At 35.6% G+C, this 17,840-nt stretch carries 13 protein-coding genes; 5 read left to right on the top strand and 8 right to left on the bottom strand.

Annotated elements, in window-relative coordinates; all coding sequences use genetic code 11:
- Positions 1 to 361: 361 nt before the first annotated feature.
- From HJ01_RS11140 to HJ01_RS11110, 7 genes are all read right to left on the bottom strand, one after another.
- Entirely contained in the window at positions 362 to 2,542 is a 2,181-nt protein-coding gene (locus HJ01_RS11140; protein ID WP_007138512.1) for a glycoside hydrolase family 97 protein, read from the bottom strand.
- A gap of 144 nt (positions 2,543 to 2,686) precedes the next feature.
- A complete protein-coding gene (locus HJ01_RS11135; RefSeq protein ID WP_007138511.1) occupies positions 2,687 to 4,066 on the bottom strand; it encodes an alpha-amylase family glycosyl hydrolase in 1,380 nt (459 codons plus the stop codon).
- A gap of 103 nt (positions 4,067 to 4,169) precedes the next feature.
- Entirely contained in the window at positions 4,170 to 5,270 is a 1,101-nt protein-coding gene (locus HJ01_RS11130) for a SusE domain-containing protein (protein ID WP_007138510.1), read from the bottom strand.
- Positions 5,271 to 5,283: 13 nt separating this feature from the next.
- Positions 5,284 to 6,777 (bottom strand): RagB/SusD family nutrient uptake outer membrane protein, encoded by a 1,494-nt coding sequence (locus HJ01_RS11125; RefSeq protein ID WP_007138509.1) that lies wholly within the window; start codon positions 6,775 to 6,777, stop codon positions 5,284 to 5,286.
- A gap of 9 nt (positions 6,778 to 6,786) precedes the next feature.
- Complete coding sequence (locus HJ01_RS11120; protein ID WP_007138508.1) at positions 6,787 to 10,053, bottom strand: TonB-dependent receptor; 3,267 nt, start codon at positions 10,051 to 10,053, stop codon at positions 6,787 to 6,789.
- Between the two features lie 127 nt (positions 10,054 to 10,180).
- On the bottom strand, positions 10,181 to 11,350 hold the full coding sequence (locus HJ01_RS11115) for a FecR family protein (protein WP_007138507.1): 1,170 nt from the start codon (positions 11,348 to 11,350) through the stop codon (positions 10,181 to 10,183).
- A 226-nt stretch (positions 11,351 to 11,576) separates the two neighbouring features.
- Positions 11,577 to 12,140, bottom strand: coding sequence for an RNA polymerase sigma factor (locus HJ01_RS11110; RefSeq protein ID WP_007138506.1), 564 nt, complete (start codon positions 12,138 to 12,140; stop codon positions 11,577 to 11,579).
- Positions 12,141 to 13,281: 1,141 nt separating this feature from the next.
- Between HJ01_RS11110 and HJ01_RS11105 the strand changes: the two genes are divergently transcribed.
- Entirely contained in the window at positions 13,282 to 13,704 is a 423-nt protein-coding gene (locus HJ01_RS11105) for a DUF6943 family protein (protein ID WP_007138504.1), read from the top strand.
- An 85-nt stretch (positions 13,705 to 13,789) separates the two neighbouring features.
- On the opposite strand, the gene HJ01_RS11100 is transcribed toward HJ01_RS11105, so the two are convergent.
- A complete protein-coding gene (locus HJ01_RS11100) occupies positions 13,790 to 14,623 on the bottom strand; it encodes a helix-turn-helix domain-containing protein (RefSeq protein WP_007138503.1) in 834 nt (277 codons plus the stop codon).
- 102 nt (positions 14,624 to 14,725) lie between these two features.
- Here HJ01_RS11100 and HJ01_RS11095 point away from each other — a divergent pair, with 102 nt between their 5' ends.
- The 4 genes from HJ01_RS11095 to HJ01_RS11080 are packed head-to-tail and all read left to right on the top strand — an operon-like array spanning position 14,726 to position 17,780.
- Positions 14,726 to 15,295, top strand: a complete 570-nt coding sequence (locus HJ01_RS11095) for a sugar O-acetyltransferase (protein WP_007138502.1) — start codon at positions 14,726 to 14,728, stop codon at positions 15,293 to 15,295.
- Positions 15,296 to 15,305: 10 nt separating this feature from the next.
- Complete coding sequence (locus HJ01_RS11090; RefSeq protein ID WP_007138501.1) at positions 15,306 to 15,773, top strand: cyclophilin-like fold protein; 468 nt, start codon at positions 15,306 to 15,308, stop codon at positions 15,771 to 15,773.
- Between the two features lie 41 nt (positions 15,774 to 15,814).
- Positions 15,815 to 16,540, top strand: coding sequence for a carboxymuconolactone decarboxylase family protein (locus tag HJ01_RS11085; RefSeq protein WP_007138500.1), 726 nt, complete (start codon positions 15,815 to 15,817; stop codon positions 16,538 to 16,540).
- A 46-nt stretch (positions 16,541 to 16,586) separates the two neighbouring features.
- On the top strand, positions 16,587 to 17,780 hold the full coding sequence (locus tag HJ01_RS11080) for an NAD(P)-dependent alcohol dehydrogenase (protein ID WP_007138499.1): 1,194 nt from the start codon (positions 16,587 to 16,589) through the stop codon (positions 17,778 to 17,780).
- Positions 17,781 to 17,840: the final 60 nt, after the last annotated feature.

Raw genomic sequence — 17,840 nt, 5'->3', positions numbered from 1 at the left:
AGTTCGAGAGGAAGTAGGAATCGAAATTAAAAACCTGTGCTTTGGAACCATTACCAGCGAAATTTTTGAAAATGAGCACAAAAATTACATCAAATTAGCATGATCTCCGATTTTGAGCCCAACGAAGTGAAACTAATGGAACCTGATAAATGCAAATAAAAGGAATGGTTTGAATGGGAGAATTTACCTTTTTTATTGCCTACAATCAACCGACGAAAAAACGGCTTTAATCAAATTTAATATCATACTACAAAAAACAATTCCTTATGGCAAATCAAAAATAAAAGGGCTTGCTTCTTTCAAAACAAACCCTTTTAAACAAAAACCAAACTGTAAGTTGAAATCCAAAACTAAGAGGAAGTTATATTTTTTGAAGTCCTTTCATTGCCCTAAAACTTCCCTCTTTTATACTAATAGCAAAACCACCTCCTGGTGCTATATATTGTTTCAATACGGTTTTTGAAGTGACAATAACTTTAGTAACCGTATAATTTTGAGGTTTCTCATTCCAATTCGCATCTTTGGCATCGGCATAAATGGTAGCGATGTATTTCGTGCCTTTTGGTAAATACTCAAAAGTTACCTTTGCCGTCCTCGAATTCTCATCGCTAATACCACCAACGAACCATTCTTTCTTTCCTTTCGCTCTTCGGGCAATCGTGATATAATCTCCTGGTTCCGCCTCAAGAATATAAGTATTGTCCCAATCTACAGCCACATCTTTTATAAATTGAAAAGCATCCGGAAAGCGATTGTAATTATCCGGAATATCAGCGGCCATTTGAATCGGACTGTACATGGTTACATAATAAGCCAATTGTTTGGCCAAAGTAGTATTCACGCGTTGCTTCCCTCCTGTATTATAATAGCTAAGATCCGTTTGAAAAATACCTGGCGTAAAATCCATTGGACCGCCCATCAAACGAGTAAAAGGTAAAATAGTCGTGTGTTCAGGAGCTAATCCTCCCATTGCTTCAAACTCAGTTCCTCTAGCAGATTCCTGTGCAACCCAGTTGGGATACGTTCGATTTAGACCAGTAGGACGAACAGCTTCATGACTGTTTACCATTATTTTATAATCAGCAGCGCGCTGGGCTACATGTATGTAATGATTCACCATCCACTGCCCATCATGATGTTCACCTCGCGGAATAATTTGTCCTACATAACCTGTTTTTACAGCATCGTATCCATTTTCATTCATAAATTCAAAAGCCCGATCTAAACGACGTTCGTAGTTGGTAGCGGATCCCGATGTTTCATGATGCATCATAATTTTCACTCCTTTAGATGCCGCAAATTCATGCACTGCTTTCACATCAAAATCAGGATAAGCTGTTACAAAATCAAAAACGTCTTCTTTCCAATTCCCAATCCAATCTTCCCAACCTACATTCCATCCTTCGATTAAAACAGCATCAAAACCATTTTTTGCAGCAAAGGCGATGTATTCTTTTGCGCGTTCGGTGGTAGCTCCATGTTTGCCATTTGGTGTAAGTTTTGTAAAATCCTGTCCTAGTTTGACATTATTCTCCTTGCCGTACGCCCAAGTGCTTTTTCCAGCAACGAAATATTCCCACCAAATACCAATGTACTTCATAGGTTTTATCCAGGAAACATCTTTGTAACTTGTAGGTTCATTTAGGTTTAAAATTAATTTAGAAGCTAAAATTTCAGTTGCTTTATCACTCACCACAATAGTTCTCCAAGGCGTTTGAGTATCCGTTTGCATATACCCTTTAGATCCAACAGCATCCGGAGTCAAATGAGAACTCATTTTAAAATTTTCAGCATCTACATTCAAGGACATTGCAGGATAGTTAATCAGCGCAGCTTCATGAATATTAATGTATAATCCATCCTCAGATTTCATCATCGAAGGAGTTTGCACCGCTAATTCTTGGATGGGTTGTTGCGCATTTATAGGGATTGTCGCTTTTTTCATTAGCGATGGAATCTCCGAAATTTTAGAAGTTGTATAAGCATATTCGTTGGTATCATAATCTCCTGGAATCCAAAATATTTTATGATTTCCTGCCAATTGAAACTCCGTATGTTCTTCTTTTATGACAAAATAATTTAAATCATTTTGCTTTGGAAATTCATAGCGAAAACCCAATCCATCATCAAACAAACGGAAACGAATTCGGATGTACCGATTATTGTTTTGGACTTGTGCCAAAGTAACAACCAGTTCATTATAATGATTCCGAATTGTTTTTTCCTCACCCATTACGGGATTCCAAGAATTATCTACTGAATTCTGTGCGCTATTAGTGATACTAAAACCATCCATAAACGAGGGCGAATCTTTAATTTCCAAACCCAAACTACTCGGTTTGATAACCGCTTTATTCTTGTAACTTAATTGATAAGTAGGAACTCCGTTTGCCGAGAGCTCAAATTGCAGGGAGAGATTCTTGTCAGGTGAACTGATTACTTGGGCCTGACCTAAAAAAGAACTCAGACAAACAAGAAACAATCCTACTAAATGTATTATATAACGAAAAGGAATCAGCATTTTTTTTGGTTTAAAATTCATATTTTTTTATTTCTTAAAACATATCAAGGGCGAAAAAAAGAAAGTCTTTCAAATTTAAAATCAACCTGATGACTTTAATCTTTTCGGCCTTTAGAAAATAATAGTGTTGAGTTTGCCAAACAGGCAATTGAGTCACTATCGGCACTAATTTTTCAATACGATATATTGATAAGGCTGCAAACTTATGGATGTTCCAACTGTAGCTGCTGTACCACTAAAAGCATCTTTCCAAGCTATGCTGGCTAAGGAAGCAGGAACAAGGAATGGAACTGCTGCATTGGTTAAATTAGATAGAACCAAAACTTTTTCAGTATCCGTTTCCATGGTAAATACGCTTACGGCATCACTACTAAAACCAGTATAACTACCTTTTTTAATCGCATTACTCGTTTTTCTAAAGGCAATAATCTTTTTATATTCAGCTAACATACTGGCATCTGCAGTTGTCCAATCTATTGGAGTACGTGTAAAAAATTTGATACTTTTATCATATCCTATTTCTTGTCCATTATAAATCATCGGTACCGATTTCATATATGCCGCAACTATAAAAGTAGCAAGGGATCCTTGTTTTCCTCCAAATAATTCCAAAGGAGTTCCTTCAGTATCATTAACATCATGATTACTAGTATAGCGAACTACCCGTTGGGAGTTGTCATAATTGTTTGTGTATTCTATAGCATTCGAATCTTGCAAACTTGTTGCTGGCTTGCTTTCACTAAATACTTTCTCCATAGCCGAGAAAAAGTTAAATCCAAAAGTATAGTCAAATCCTGCGGCAAAATGACTCACTTTTGTTCCTTCGGCAAGCATTAATATAGGTTGCTTTTTTATTTTTCTCAAACTTGAAATGGCCTCAGTCCAAAAATTTTGGGGAACATAATCTGCATAATCACATCTAAAACCATCAATATTAGCAGAATAAACCCAATATGACATCGCATCAATCATAGCGGCGCGCATCTCCGTATTATTAAAATCCAACTGAGCTACATCATTATAATTGGTTCCGGGAGGAATAATTATTGCTCCGTTAGCATCTTTTTGGTACCAATTGGAATGTTCCGTAATCCAAGCATTGTCCCACGCGGTATGATTGGCAACCCAATCCAGTACAACTGCCATATTCATTTTGTGGGCTTCCTCCACTAAAACACGCAGATCTTCTAAAGATCCGAAATCAGTATTGACAGCCTTATAATCCTTTACCGCATAAGGAGATCCTAAACCTCCTGCAGATCGCACGGTTCCAACAGGATGAATGGGCATTAAATAAACTACATTAGCTCCCAATTCCTGAATAGCACTCAATCTGTTTTGAACTCCCTTTAATGTGCCTTCTGCACTAAAAGAACGTATGTTAACTTGATAAATGATAGCATCTTCCTTAGTGGGCATGTTTTCAAATGGCGTCCCATATTGTTGATAAACTGAAGATGGCTTGGAATCATTATCCGAGGCACTACAAGAGGCCAAAACGGAAGAAAAGACGAGTACAAAAATAATGTTGATATATAATTTCATGTTTTTTTATTTTAATAATAAACGTTTTTATTAAATGGATACAGCCCTCTTCTGTTTAAAACAAAAAAGGAATGTATCTTAGTTTTCAACGATTACTTTTAGATTAGATTTTTGTAACAGTATAAGTTCCAGTTGGCGGATAGCCATTATTAGCCGGATCGATATCATTTATAGTAAATGTTATTTCATAAGTACCCGCTTCACCTATATAATGAGCTCCTGCATTGTCCAGATACATTATCCCTTCATCATTATTTTTAGCGCCGTAATTTATGGTCCATGAATCATTAAGCCTAAATTTTAAATTTCCGGCTCTCAAAACACCAGTAAATTTCCAGGTTTTTAATTGATGGTTATAAGTCATTTTAGAAGAATGATTCCATCCATAATTAGCATCATCTCTTGTTGGTTCATGCGTAGCATCACCAACAATTCCCCACGAATATGGGCTTGCAGTCCATTTTAAGGTGTTTAGATTTACAGTCATTTGGTAGGAACCTGCTGTGGCTATTTGAAAATCAGTATCACTCATTTTTTGCAAATTACCGTTGGCATCTGCTCCGTAAAATTGATTCCAGTTTCTTTCTGTATTGAATTTGAAACCCAAACCTTTTGAATCAGGAAAACTAACATACCCTTGATAAATTCCCGAAGAAATAGCATCTAAAGCAGCAGCAGTATCGATATTAAAATCTTGATAACTACCAGGCATATAAATCGCTCCAAAGACTACTGTCTTTACGTAAGGAGTAACCGTTAATGTGATTGGTTCCGAATAGATTCTACGATCTAAATTAGATTCAACACGAACCACTATCTCCCCAGCTATATCAGACTGAAGTCCCAGGGCCAGAGCTATTTTATTAAGATCGGTCCCTAATAATGATTTGCTTAAGGCATCTTCACCTACTTCAACTCGTATCGCATTATTCCATGCTGTCGTACCTAAAATAGCCGATGGGATATCAAATTGCAAGGCATAGGTCACAGGAGCTTGTACAGGATAAACTACCTCTGGCCATGAAAAGACAACAACCGGATCATTTGTGGAATCCGCAGTAAGGACAATCGTACTCGATGATGCTTCAACTTTACCACTAAAAGACACTTCTTGTAATGTAGTAAGTACGGCATCATTGGTACAGGATGCACCTAAGAATAGTATGGTGCATAGTAAGGCTAACTTTTTTATATATTTTTTCATAATAGTGCTATATTTAGTAACCTGTATTTTGTTGTAATCCCTTATTAGCGTCTAAAGCGGCTGTAGGTATTGGAAATAATTTTCGATATTCACTTGAAGTACCTCTGAATAAATTGGGTAATAAAAATTTATCAAAACGAATCATATCTTGTCGTCTGTGCCCTTCCCAACTTAATTCAAAACCTCTTTCATTGTAAACATCGTCCAATGTTGGATTTGCTGTTAAGGCTCCAAGTCCGGCTCGCACTCTAATGGCGTCTACAAAGGGTTTTGCAGCTCCTGAATTACCCAATCTAATATTACATTCTGCTTTCATTAGTTGAACATCACCATAGCGATAGATTGGAAAATCATTCGAAGCGCCACCTCCATCCATAGGAGTTACAGGATAAAATTTAGTATTCCGGACACCCGCTTGAGGAGCAGCTCCTGGATTGTCCAAAGAACTTACATCAACCGTATAATTAATACCACCACCTTGATCTCCATACAAAAATTGTTTTTTTCGAATGTCGGTATCGCTAAATTTCACGAAGAAATCTTTAGGAACTATAGTTCCATTCCATCCGCTATACCCAAATAAAGTTTGCGCATGTGGTCCATATAAACTACGAACCGTTAAAATATTTCTGGAAACTATATTTGCAGTGGCAAACATGGCTAAAATAGTTTCGTCCTCAGGAAGAACATCACCAAATAATTCATAGTATTTATACCCTAAAGGACTTGAAGCATTAGCTTCACCAGCATGAAGTGCAAATCCGCCTTCACTTACTTTTTCGCAAGCAGCTAAACATTTTGTCCATTCTGCAGTTCCTGTATACACTTCGGCATTCAAATACACTTTTGCCAATAAAGTATAACCAGCCCATTTGTTGAATCTACCGTAATAATTCCCTCCTTTGGTAGCCGATAAAGTTTCTACATTCTCCGTTAGTTCTTTTACAATAAAATCATAAACTTCTTTTCGGCTTGATTGTGGAATTTGATCTACAGTGATATTGTTATCCGTGTAGAAGGGAACATTTCCAAAATCATCAATGAGCAAGTAATAGAAAAAAGCTCTCAAGACTTTAGCTTCGGCAATTTTAGAAGCTTCGGCATTTGCTTTTTCCAATTGATTTACTGCTAAATTGGCATTAAAAATAGATTTGTACAGCCAATTCCAGGTGTTATTAATCATTAAATCCGTTGGCAACCATTCGTGCTTGTACAAACGAGCGAAATCCAATTGCCAGTCACCGGTGTTTCTATGCGGTATAACTTGTTCATCAGAACTCATAGAATTGAGATCATACCAGCCATTATCTGCTCCGGCATACCCAACTCCGTTCCAATTTCCGCCAATTTGTGCATATACACCGGCAAGAGCTACATCGGCTCCTTGAGCAGATCCATAAAACTCATTTGCAGTATATTTATCATAGACTCTTTCGTCTATATTGGTACAACCAACCATTAATAAGAAACTAGCGCTTATTAATAATACTATATTTTTGATTTTCATTTTCTTGTACTATTTAAATTTTACATTCAAACCTATGGCGAAACTTCGAGTACGAGGATAAATACCATTGTCTCCTCCAAAGTTCTCTCCGCCTCCACTTACATTCAACTCAGGATCTATACCAGAATAAGAAGTAATTAGCAGTAAATTATTTCCCGTAATAGAAAGTCGAAGTGACTCGATATATTTAACGTTTTGGAAATTGAAACTATAACCAGCAGTTACATTCTCTAATCGTAAAAAAGAACCGTCTTCAAGCCATAAATCAGATCCATATTGTGAAGTATATAAACCTAGTGGAATAGCACTTTCTAACACATTTGATTTCCCTATATTTTCTAAATAACTTAGATTAGATCTCAAACCATTGTAAATTTTATTTCCTCCAGATCCTCTCCATAACATCGAAATATCAAAACTTTTATGTTGGAGCGTTGGGTTAAAGGCATACGTATAAGTGGGTAATGCTGAGCCTTGAATCGTACGATCCGGACTAGTATTTCCTTGATCTATTATACCATTGCCATCAACGTCGAGTACCGTTTCCCAATTTTCATTATTTTTTCCGGTATGATGCAACATATTATAGGTTCCAATAGGTTGTCCTGCGATCAGATAGGCTCCAGTTCCCCAAGGAACATAATTGGTATTTAAGGGCACTCCATTAATACTTCCGTTTAGATTTAAAACTTTATTTCTTAATAAGGAAACATTTCCAGCTAGGGTAAGTGTGGTATTTTCTGTTTTGATTAAATCATAACCAAGTGAAACTTCTAATCCTTCATTTAATAAACTTCCAACATTTGCCTTAATACTATTAAATGGAAAAGGAGGTTGCGGAACGGTATAATCAAATAAAAGATTTTCAGTTGTTGCTGTGTAAACATCTACAGAACCTCTTAATCTATTCTTTAAAAGGGCAAAATCTAATCCAATATTCGTTTGTTTTTTGGTTTCCCAACGCAAATCAGCATTGGCATTTTGAGTTACATTAAAATTGGTAATTTGTTCTCCTCCAAAATAAGTGACTCCTGATCCTCCTACCAATGAAATCGAATTTTGTGGATATAATCCTTGTTGATTCCCAGTTATACCATATCCTCCACGCAATTTCAATTCACTAAAAATAGTTTGCTGTGCCATAAAAGGTTCTTTGTCTATTTGCCAAGCCACTGAAGCCGAAGGAAAATCACCCCATTTATTATTAACTCCAAAAACGGAGGAACCATCTCTTCTCATACTAGCCGTAAACAAATAGCGGTTTAAAAAGGAGTAATTTACGCGACCTAAATACGAAACTAGGGTTCTGTCGTTTTTATAAGATTGCAAATCTCCAGGTTGTACCCGAGATAAATCCCCTAATTGTAATGCATTATAAGTGGCTATATCATTAATAAAACCTCTGGCTTGTGCATAATTACCTTGATACGTTTGATTTTGCCATTCATATAAAACCAAGGCATTGATGCTATGATCTCCAAATGTTTTTTTGTAGTTCAGACTTACATTGGTTAATCTTTCGTTTTGCTTATTATTACTAATATTCGCTATTCCTTTTTGATCAATAGCATAAGCACTTGTGGAGGCTGCGGGAAGATAGTACCCATTTACATCATTGGTTTTTCTCCAACTTCCAAACCATCCTGCTGTTACTCCTTCAAACAAATCTAAATCAGCTTTAAGACTTCCAAACAAATTATCCGTCTGTCTTTCATTGGTAACCGTTTGTGAAGCCGCATAAGGATTAAGATATTGAAAAATAGTAGGATCAGTATAATAACTTCCATCGGTATCATAAACAGGATCTGTAGGACGCATTAAATAAGCGTTTGTAATTAAATTAGAAGTAAATGCTGCTCTTCCGATACTTCCAATACTATTGGTTGCATTAGTAATTCCGCTATTAAGATTAAAACTTAATTTCAATTTATCATCCATTGCCGATTGAGTGGCTTGAATTCTTCCAATGTATTTTTGATTACTGGAATTGATAACAACCCCATCTTGTAAAATAGCACTAATAGAAGCTCTATAACTAAACTTTTCTGCTCCTCCTCCAAAAGACAAAGTATGAGTTTGGGTAGCTCCATTTTTGGTAAGAATGCCATACCAATCTGTATCAGACCCATGATTGGCTGAAGCCGGAACACCATTTAACTGAGCTTGTTCCCACCATTGATTAGCGCTTAACATGTTCAATTTTTTTGGAATATAATCCATGGCTGTAGAAGCCGCATATTCAACAGAGGTTCTTCCCACTTTATTTTTCTTAGTACTTACTATAACAACACCAGGAGCTCCTCTAGAACCGTAAATTGCGGTAGCTGAAGCATCTTTTAAGATATCGATTGAGGCGATTTCACTTGGCGGAATTTGGTTTAATAAATCCATATTTCCTTGAATTCCGTCTACAACAACTAAAGGATCATTTCCGCCAATTAAAGATGATATTCCTCGGATGCGTATACTAGGCGCTGAACCAGGTTCACTACCTGTTTGGGAAATATTGACACCTGCAGCCTTACCTGAGATTAATTGTAATGGATTCACCACTGCCCCTTGATTCATGTCTTTTGCAACTATCGAAGAAACGGCACCTGTAACATCTTTTCTTGATGAGGTTCCATAACCTATTACAACAATTTCCTCTAAAGTAGTTGTATCTGGAAATAGTTTAATAATTACGTTATCTTGGTTGGCAGAAACTCTTTTTTCTTTATACCCTATATAACTTATGAGTAATGTTGCATCACTATTTTCGACAACTATTTCAAAATTTCCGTCGGCATCTGTAGCAACGGCTTTGTTTGTCTTTTCTTCAACGACCGAGGCACCTGGCAAAGGCATACCATTTTCATCAGAAACTTTTCCCCTAATGATTTTTTGGAGATAGAAATCCGTATTCGTTTTTTCAAATAGTGGTTTTATCAATATAACCTGAGTATCACGAACCTTAAAATCAGTTGTAGTTCCTTTGAATATTTTATTTAAAACTACATCAATCGTTTGATTTTTAACACTAATCGATATCGTACGATTTAAATCAACATCAGTCATTTTATAAATAAATCTAAAGTCGGTTTTTTGTTCAATTGTCTCTAGAACTGTCTCCACAGTTGTATTTTTTAACTCTAAGTCTACTTTTGTTCTTTGGGCATAAGTATTGGCTCGAATATTAAACATGACAACCAAAAGAAGTAAGCTAGTTAGTTTCAATTTCAGGTTTTTTTGGAATAATGGAAAATGCATCCCATCATTCTTTGGTTTTTTTTTCATATTTTTGTTAATTGATTGTATTTAATTTGTTAGGTTCAATCTATTCTTCAATCGGAAATTGTTCGTAGCTCTTTCCGATTTTTTTATTCTGGCTGTTTTAGCGCTCCATTATTCATTGGTTTTAAGGTTATTTAATTAGTACTTCATTATTTTTTAAGGTGTATTTAATACCATGAATATCATTAAAGTAACTCAATACTTTTTCTATTGGTTCATCTCCAAAAGTGGCATTAAATTTCTCGTTTGACAATTTCTTGTTTTGATTCACAATAGTAACATTATAGTGTCTTTCCAATTTTTTTGATATCTCTCCAAAACTCATATTTCTAAAAGTCAATCGACCTTGCATCCAAGAGGTATAAACAGAGGTATAGACTGATTGGGTCTCAATTTTCCCTTCTTTTTTATTGAAACTTCCTTTATACCCGGGTTTTAAAACAGTATTTTTTGTAACGTCAAATTGCTCTTTTTGGGTATATAATCCAACAGAACCTTCAACCAATACAACATCAGTCAAAGCATCTTCGGGATAACTGCAAACATTAAAATGAGTTCCTAAAACCCGAATATTTAAATTATTGGCTTGGACCACAAAAGGATGTGTTTTGTCTTTGCTTACATCAAAAAAGGCTTCCCCTTCAAGGAAAACTTGCCTATTTTCACCTGCGATAAATTTCACCGGATATTTTAAAGTACTCCCTGAATTAAGATGTACGAGAGTTCCATCTGACAATTCTAGCTCAAAACGCTTTCCATACGGGATTTTTAGAGTATTATAAACAATATTTTCAATTGTGGTTTTGGTGTCGTAGACAATTTTATTTCCATTATGATTCGCGACAACATTTCCTTTAGAATCTATTACCGAAGATTTACTAGTGTTTGATATGACTTGGATTTCGCCATTTCCAAGTTGCAAAATGATTTCATTACTGCTTAAGATCAAATCACTTTTAGGTTCAAAAAAATCGCGCTGATAAAACAACCCAATCGACAACAAAACAAAAAGTGAAGCTGCAATTGCAATATAGGTACGAAAGGTGACTTTTTTAGCTTTCGTAGCAGTCTGTTCAATCTCTTTAGTACTGCTCAAGATTTTAGAGAATAGGGCGTTTGCAGTTGATTCATCCATTTTAGGACTAGCCTCTAGCAATGACGAGACATCTTCCACTGTCGGAAAATCGGTAGTGAGTTTGTTCTTTCTATAGTAGTCAATAACTGCATTAGTTTCTTCTGGGGTGCATTGGCCTAAAACAAACTTATGGAGTAAGCTTTTTATTTCTGAATTTTCATCCATTTTGATGGTTTTTGTGTTCCTGTTCTATATTATACAGTTGAGAAAGACTTGACTACTACTCAAACGTTATATATTTTTCGATTTTAACAAAATAAAAAACAGTCAACATTAGAAAAAAAAATTTAATTAACTCATTTACATAGTTTTAATAACTAGTGTTGAAAATTATATTTTCATAAAAAAATCACCCTTAAAGAGTGATTATGTTGAAAAAGCAAGACGTTATTTATAGAATTCCATCATGTGCCTTAAAAAAGAGTCGTAAAGATTCAAGTGCTTTACTCATTTGGCTTTTTACCGTATTTACAGAAATACCTAATTCTTGACTGATTTCTTCATAACTTTTACCTTGTTTGCGGGACATTTTAAAAATAAGTTTCCGTTTTGGAGGTAATTGTCTGATTGCTTGTTTTTTTAATTTTTTACAATCTGCTTCTCGAATGGAGTAATCTCCTTGCTCGTGCGATTTTTGGCTTTTATAGAAAATTTCTTCTTTCAGCAAAACCTCATTAGCCGCTTTATTTAGAAAGTTAAAAGCTTGATTTCTGGCAATTGTAAATAAATAAGATTTAAAGGATTGTTCTAAATTCAAATTTTCCCGATGCAACCAAACCTTCAAAAATACTTCTTGAACATTCTCTTCTGCAAAATCTTTTGATTTTAAAAGGCTTATACTATAGCCATAAATGTCTTGATAATACAAATCAAAAAGAGTACGAAACGCCTTTTCGTTGTGATTTTTAAGTTCACTAACCAATAATTGTTCGCTAAAATTTTTTGCTTCTGACATTAATTAAATTGCACTTTTTTCTGAAGGAGTATTAGTAGGGCATTCACAAATTTAGTTTTGTTATGACCTTATCAATTAGCAAATATAGAAAAATATTATTCCTATTATTTTGATAATGTAAAAAAAATAATAAATACTTCTAAATTTAACAGAATAAAACATAAAAGGTAATTAAAGCTTAATTTCTCCAAGAAACCTAACTTTTAACATCACGTGCAATCAAGCGGTCTCTCTTCGGTCGTTCCCTTTGTTCCGTTCGGCTGTTCCAGTCGGTCAACCATACATTTCCATAAGAACATTTTAGATGATTTGATAATTTATTGTTTCAATTCAATAGTTAGGTTTCCCTCCGTTCCACAGTCACTTTACAGCACTAAAAATACAGCAGCTTGAAAATAAGCAGCTGCTTTTTTGCACTGTTTCATTCCTCATCTTCACACGGTCTCTTCCTGCGTTCGGTCGGGCTTATGCATCCACAATACCGCTTCATTTCGTTACACTCCGCAGGCTACGTTTCACTGCATTCCAGCCATATTGTGTCTGCAGCCCTCCGTTTTTCCAGCGGTTGCTCCTTCGCACAGCCATCGGGCTTGGCTCCGCTTACCTCACTTACGTTATCTTAGAAGCATCCATTTCCAATTATCAATTATGCACTATCTTATTATCAGTTGGTTCGGTCGCTTTGCCCTAAATCAAGGTACACCGCCAAAAAGGCGGTTGCCTTATATTTTTTACCCGCCGTTTCACGCTCATAGTCGCTACGTTTCGCTTTGTACCTCCGCTCAACTCTCGCGTCTATGGTGGCTGTTCGATTGCCGCAACCCCGCCACGGCGCTCCTCATACGCAAAAAAAGTTCCTTGCCCTGAAAACGGGCACCACTTTTTTTGCTGCTTGCGGTGCTTGGGGGGTTTAATTGCCGTTTCCAAAAAAACTTCCCTGAGAAACTACAACAAGTACGATAGTGCATTTTTCTGAAAAGAAAAAGAAAAAAATCTAGCAAGAATAGCATTCATTCCTCACTTCCAGTCGGTCATTCTTCCCTCCATTTTCGTTCGTCATTTCTGCTGTTATAACGGCTTTCTTTTTTTCTCTTTTTTCTTTTCCAAAAAATTAAGGTCGAATCTTTAACACCAAAGCGCTATGCCGAATTTCATCATCAAAACACACCAAAAAAATGCTGTTTACAGAGCAAACCAAATCTTTATTCTGAACAAAGGAATGAACAGTGGCAAGCCTCAAAGAGAACCATTTACCAATAGCTTTGTAATCCTATTTCAAAACGATGAAGATGCCGAAACAGTGTATTGGTTAGCTTATAGTTTATGGAAAGCAAAATTCTGGCACCACTCATTATTGGGGTCCGTAATTCCATTTTTAAGAATTGCTGATTTTAAAAAGGATTTTATGTCAAAAGTTAACGAAATGCTACAAGAACACGAGCTGCATAAAAAACAAATCCAGGCGTTGAGGTTATTGGAACAAAAAGAGGACCAATTAAAGAAGAATATTGAACTCATTAATGAAATGAGAAGATCGATTCTAAACTACTACTCCAAAAGATAAATAATATGATCTTATCCGCTAGTTATAAGCAAGCTGAAAAACTAACATACAAGATCAAAGTGTATTATTCCAAACATAGTCCTTACTAACCTAACCTGTTCTTATAAGCGCTTGGCGTAACACCCAATACTTTTTTTACATACCGAGTAAAAAATGACCGGCTAGAAAATTCCAGTTTTTCAGCAATTTCAGCGATGTTTAAATTCTTATTCTGTAATAACAGAACGATGCGTTCTTTAGTATAGCGTTGAATCCATTCTGACGCGCTAACCCCTGAATTTTGCTTGCACACATAATTCAGATACTTAGCAGATATAGAAAGTTGATTAGCATAATATTGTACCTCGCGTTCTTTCATGCAATGCGCTTGCACCAAAAGCAAAAATTGCTCGTATAAGGTGCCACTTTGTAAGCTCCGCTTTCTACTTTCATATTCAGTAGCAAACATGTGCCACATGTCTAGAAGGAACATTTGCATTTGTAGTTTTAAAGCTTCTGTATAGAAACGATGCCCTTTATCTCCAAATTTATAGTATAATAGCTGAAATGTAGACAATACTTTTTCTTTAGTATCATTCAATTGTAACACAGGATGTTCTTTGGAATGTAACATCGCGTCAATACTCCAATTTTGGTTGGGAATATTGTCATTCAAAAAATCTTTCTGTATCAGTAATGCAGTCGCTTTATAATTTTTGGAGAACGTTAAATTGGATAATTGGCTTTCCGCAAACCAAAAAACAAACTCCCCTCCTCTACATGTAAACTGTTTCCCATTAAATAGAAATGCTGCGCTACCGCGATGGCAAAACATATGGGTATGATAATCCTGTAAAATATCATTGGGGAATTGGTAGTGCCCTATGACCTCAAACAGCATAATTATTTTCTTTTCATTCGTTTTTAGTTCCAAGCTCATCCGTTTTTTATACACAAGTGATATGTGACACTATGTGCGAATTTAGTATAACAAATGTAACAAATCTACAACGTATCTTTACATTATAAATTTTAAAGTAAAATGGAAAATCAATATAGAACTATATTTCAAAGACTGTTAAATGGTGAAAGTGTTCCGTTTAATGCTTCAGAGTATTATAAAATTGGAAATGCTTGCAACGACACACGAAAATTGCTTGTACAATTAAACAATGAAACAGACTTGGACTTAATCAGAAAACTGTTAAGCGACATTACCGCATCTAACATCGATACTTCCACCTCTCTTTTTCCACCTTTTCAAATCAATTACGGAAAGAACACCAAAATCGGTAAAAATGTATTTATCAATTTCGATTGTACGTTTTTAGATTTGGGCGGTATTACGATTGAAGATGATGTCATGATCGCACCAAAAGTTAGTTTGCTTTCCGAAGGACATCCCATTGACATAAAGTACCGAAAAACACTTACCGCTGGTAAAATTCATATCAAAAAAAATGTATGGATTGGTGCAAATGCTACCATTTTACAAGGCGTAACTATTGGAGAAAATTCAGTTGTGGCTGCGGGATCTGTAGTTTCAAAAGATGTTCCTGATAATGTAGTTGTAGGTGGTATTCCCGCCAAAATAATTAAATCAATCATTTAAATTCTTAAATATGAATAAGGCATTCATCTTATTTATCTCTGCAATCTCACTTATAAACAGTACGGCTTGCAAAAGCAACATCGAAGAAGAAACAAGCAGTCAAAATATTATGGAAATACCAAAAGATATGCGACAAATCACCATTACGGTAGGTTCAAAAATATTCAAGGCAACAGTAATAGATTCGCCAACAACTGAAGCATTTATTGCACTTTTACCGATTACCATCAATATGAAAGATCTTAATGGAAATGAAAAATACTTCGATTTACCACAAGAATTACCTACCAATGCATTCAATTCCAAAACCATTCAAAACGGGGATTTATTAGTGTATGGCTCCACTACTTTGGTGTTATTTTATAAAAGTTTTACTACTTCATATTCCTACACCAGAATTGCCAGTGTCGATAACCCTGCAGGACTCGCAAAAGCAGTAGGCTCTGGAAATGTAACGGTCATTTTTAGTGCTGATTAGCTTTAGAATATAAATATCATATTTATGAAATAAACAAAATTATGACTCGAAATATCCTTCAAAAAGTAACACTATTATTAATTCTAACAGTAAGCATAACAACAATGAATGCACAAACAAACCTTAACGAAAACCAACATTTAAACAAGCAACAGAAAAGCATTGTAAGCATTGCATCCTTAACTGCTGTTGGTGACATAGCGGAACTAAAAATAGAATTAAATTCTGCCCTTGAGACAGGACTAACGATAAACGAAATTAAAGAAGTATTAGTACAAATGTATGCCTACTGTGGTTTCCCACGAAGTCTGAACGGTATCAACACGTTTATGGAAGTTGTCGAAGAGAGAAAAGAAAAAGGTATAATAGATGTAGTTGGAAAAAAGGCATCAGCTATCAACGATACTGAAAGCAAATATGAAGTAGGGAAGAAAACCTTGCAAACACTTACTGGCCGAGAAGAAAAAGGACCTAAAACCGGAGCAAGTGCCTTCACGCCAATTATTGATACATTCTTAAAAGAACATCTTTTTGCAGATATTTTCAGTCGTGATGTTCTTAGCCACCAGCAGCGTGAACTGGCATCCATTTCTGTACTTTCTACTTTAGAGGGTTTGGCGTCACAATTGGAATTTCACCTGTCAGTTGGCTTGAATATTGGCTTTACTGAAAGTCAGTTTCAAGACCTTTTTTCGGTAATTGAAACGCATGTAGGAAAGCAACAAGCAGATATCGCTACCGGTGTTTTGTCAAAAATTGTTAACTAAAATACTGGCTGTATTTTGAATAATTTAATCAAAAATAAGTATTCATATGAAAAAACAAAATGATAGTAAATCCAGAAGAAGATTCATTCAGCAATCTACTCTTTTTGGTGCTGGTGTTTTTCTCAGCAATCCAATCCAGCTTTTTTCACAAACTAATAAAATAAACAACAAAACTAATATGAGCAAAAGGATAGAATCAAAAGGGTACGCAGGCAAAGATGAAAAAGGAATATTGGTTTCTTGGAACTTCGAACGTAGACCGGTTGGCGACAATGACATTTTAATTGACATTAAATTTTCAGGTATTTGCCATTCCGATATTCATACCATCAAAGGGCATTGGGGACCACAAAAATATCCACAAGTTCCAGGACATGAAATTGCAGGATTTGTAGGAGCAGTAGGAAAAAATGTCACCAAGTTCAAAGTGGGTGATAAAGCAGGTGTTGGTTGTATGGTAAATAGCTGCATGAAATGTGATAGCTGTAAAAATGGCGAAGAACATCATTGTGAAACCACAGGAATGGTGGGGACTTATGGATCTCCAGAGGAATCATCACCATCAGGAATTACCCAAGGAGGCTATTCAAATAATATCGTAGTTACCGAACATTTCGCTATTAAAATTCCGGAAAGTATCGATTTAAAATATGCAGCGCCACTACTTTGTGCAGGGATTACGACCTACTCACCAATGATGAGAATGAAATTCAAAGAAGGTGATAAAATTGGGGTTATAGGCATTGGAGGTTTAGGACATATGGCGGTAAAATTGGCTGTTTCGAAAGGAGCAGAAGTATATGCCTTTACAACCTCTGCTTCGAAAGTGGAAGATATCAAAGGCTTTGGTGCTAAAGAAGTAATTGTTGTTAATTCTGCCGAGGATTTAAAACCAATGAAAGGCAAACTCGATTATATGATTTCTACTGTTCCGTATGCCTATGAAATGTCTCCATATATCGATTGTGTGAAACCTTATGGTTCCTTTACTCAAGTAGGTCAACCCATTAATGGTGAATTGATCATCAATAATTTCAATATGATATTTAATCGTGTAAACTTTAACGGTTCACTCATTGGAGGTATTCCTGAAACGCAGGAGGTAATGAACTATTGTGCAGCAAATAAAATTTATCCTCAAATAGAAATCATTAAGGCAGAAGAAATTAACGATGCCTGGAATAAAGTAGTAAATAAGGAAGCGCGTTACCGTTATGTAATTGACGCTGCAACTATTTAAGAAACAATGCTGTAATAACGTTCATTGAAAGATAATACTGTTGCAATTAGTAGACTAAAG

The organism is Flavobacterium frigoris PS1 (assembly GCF_000252125.1).
In the GTDB taxonomy this organism is placed as follows: Bacteria; Bacteroidota; Bacteroidia; order Flavobacteriales; family Flavobacteriaceae; genus Flavobacterium; species Flavobacterium frigoris_A.
The sequence above is the reverse complement of the archived record's forward strand: the minus strand, read 5'-3'. Positions and strand labels throughout refer to the sequence as shown.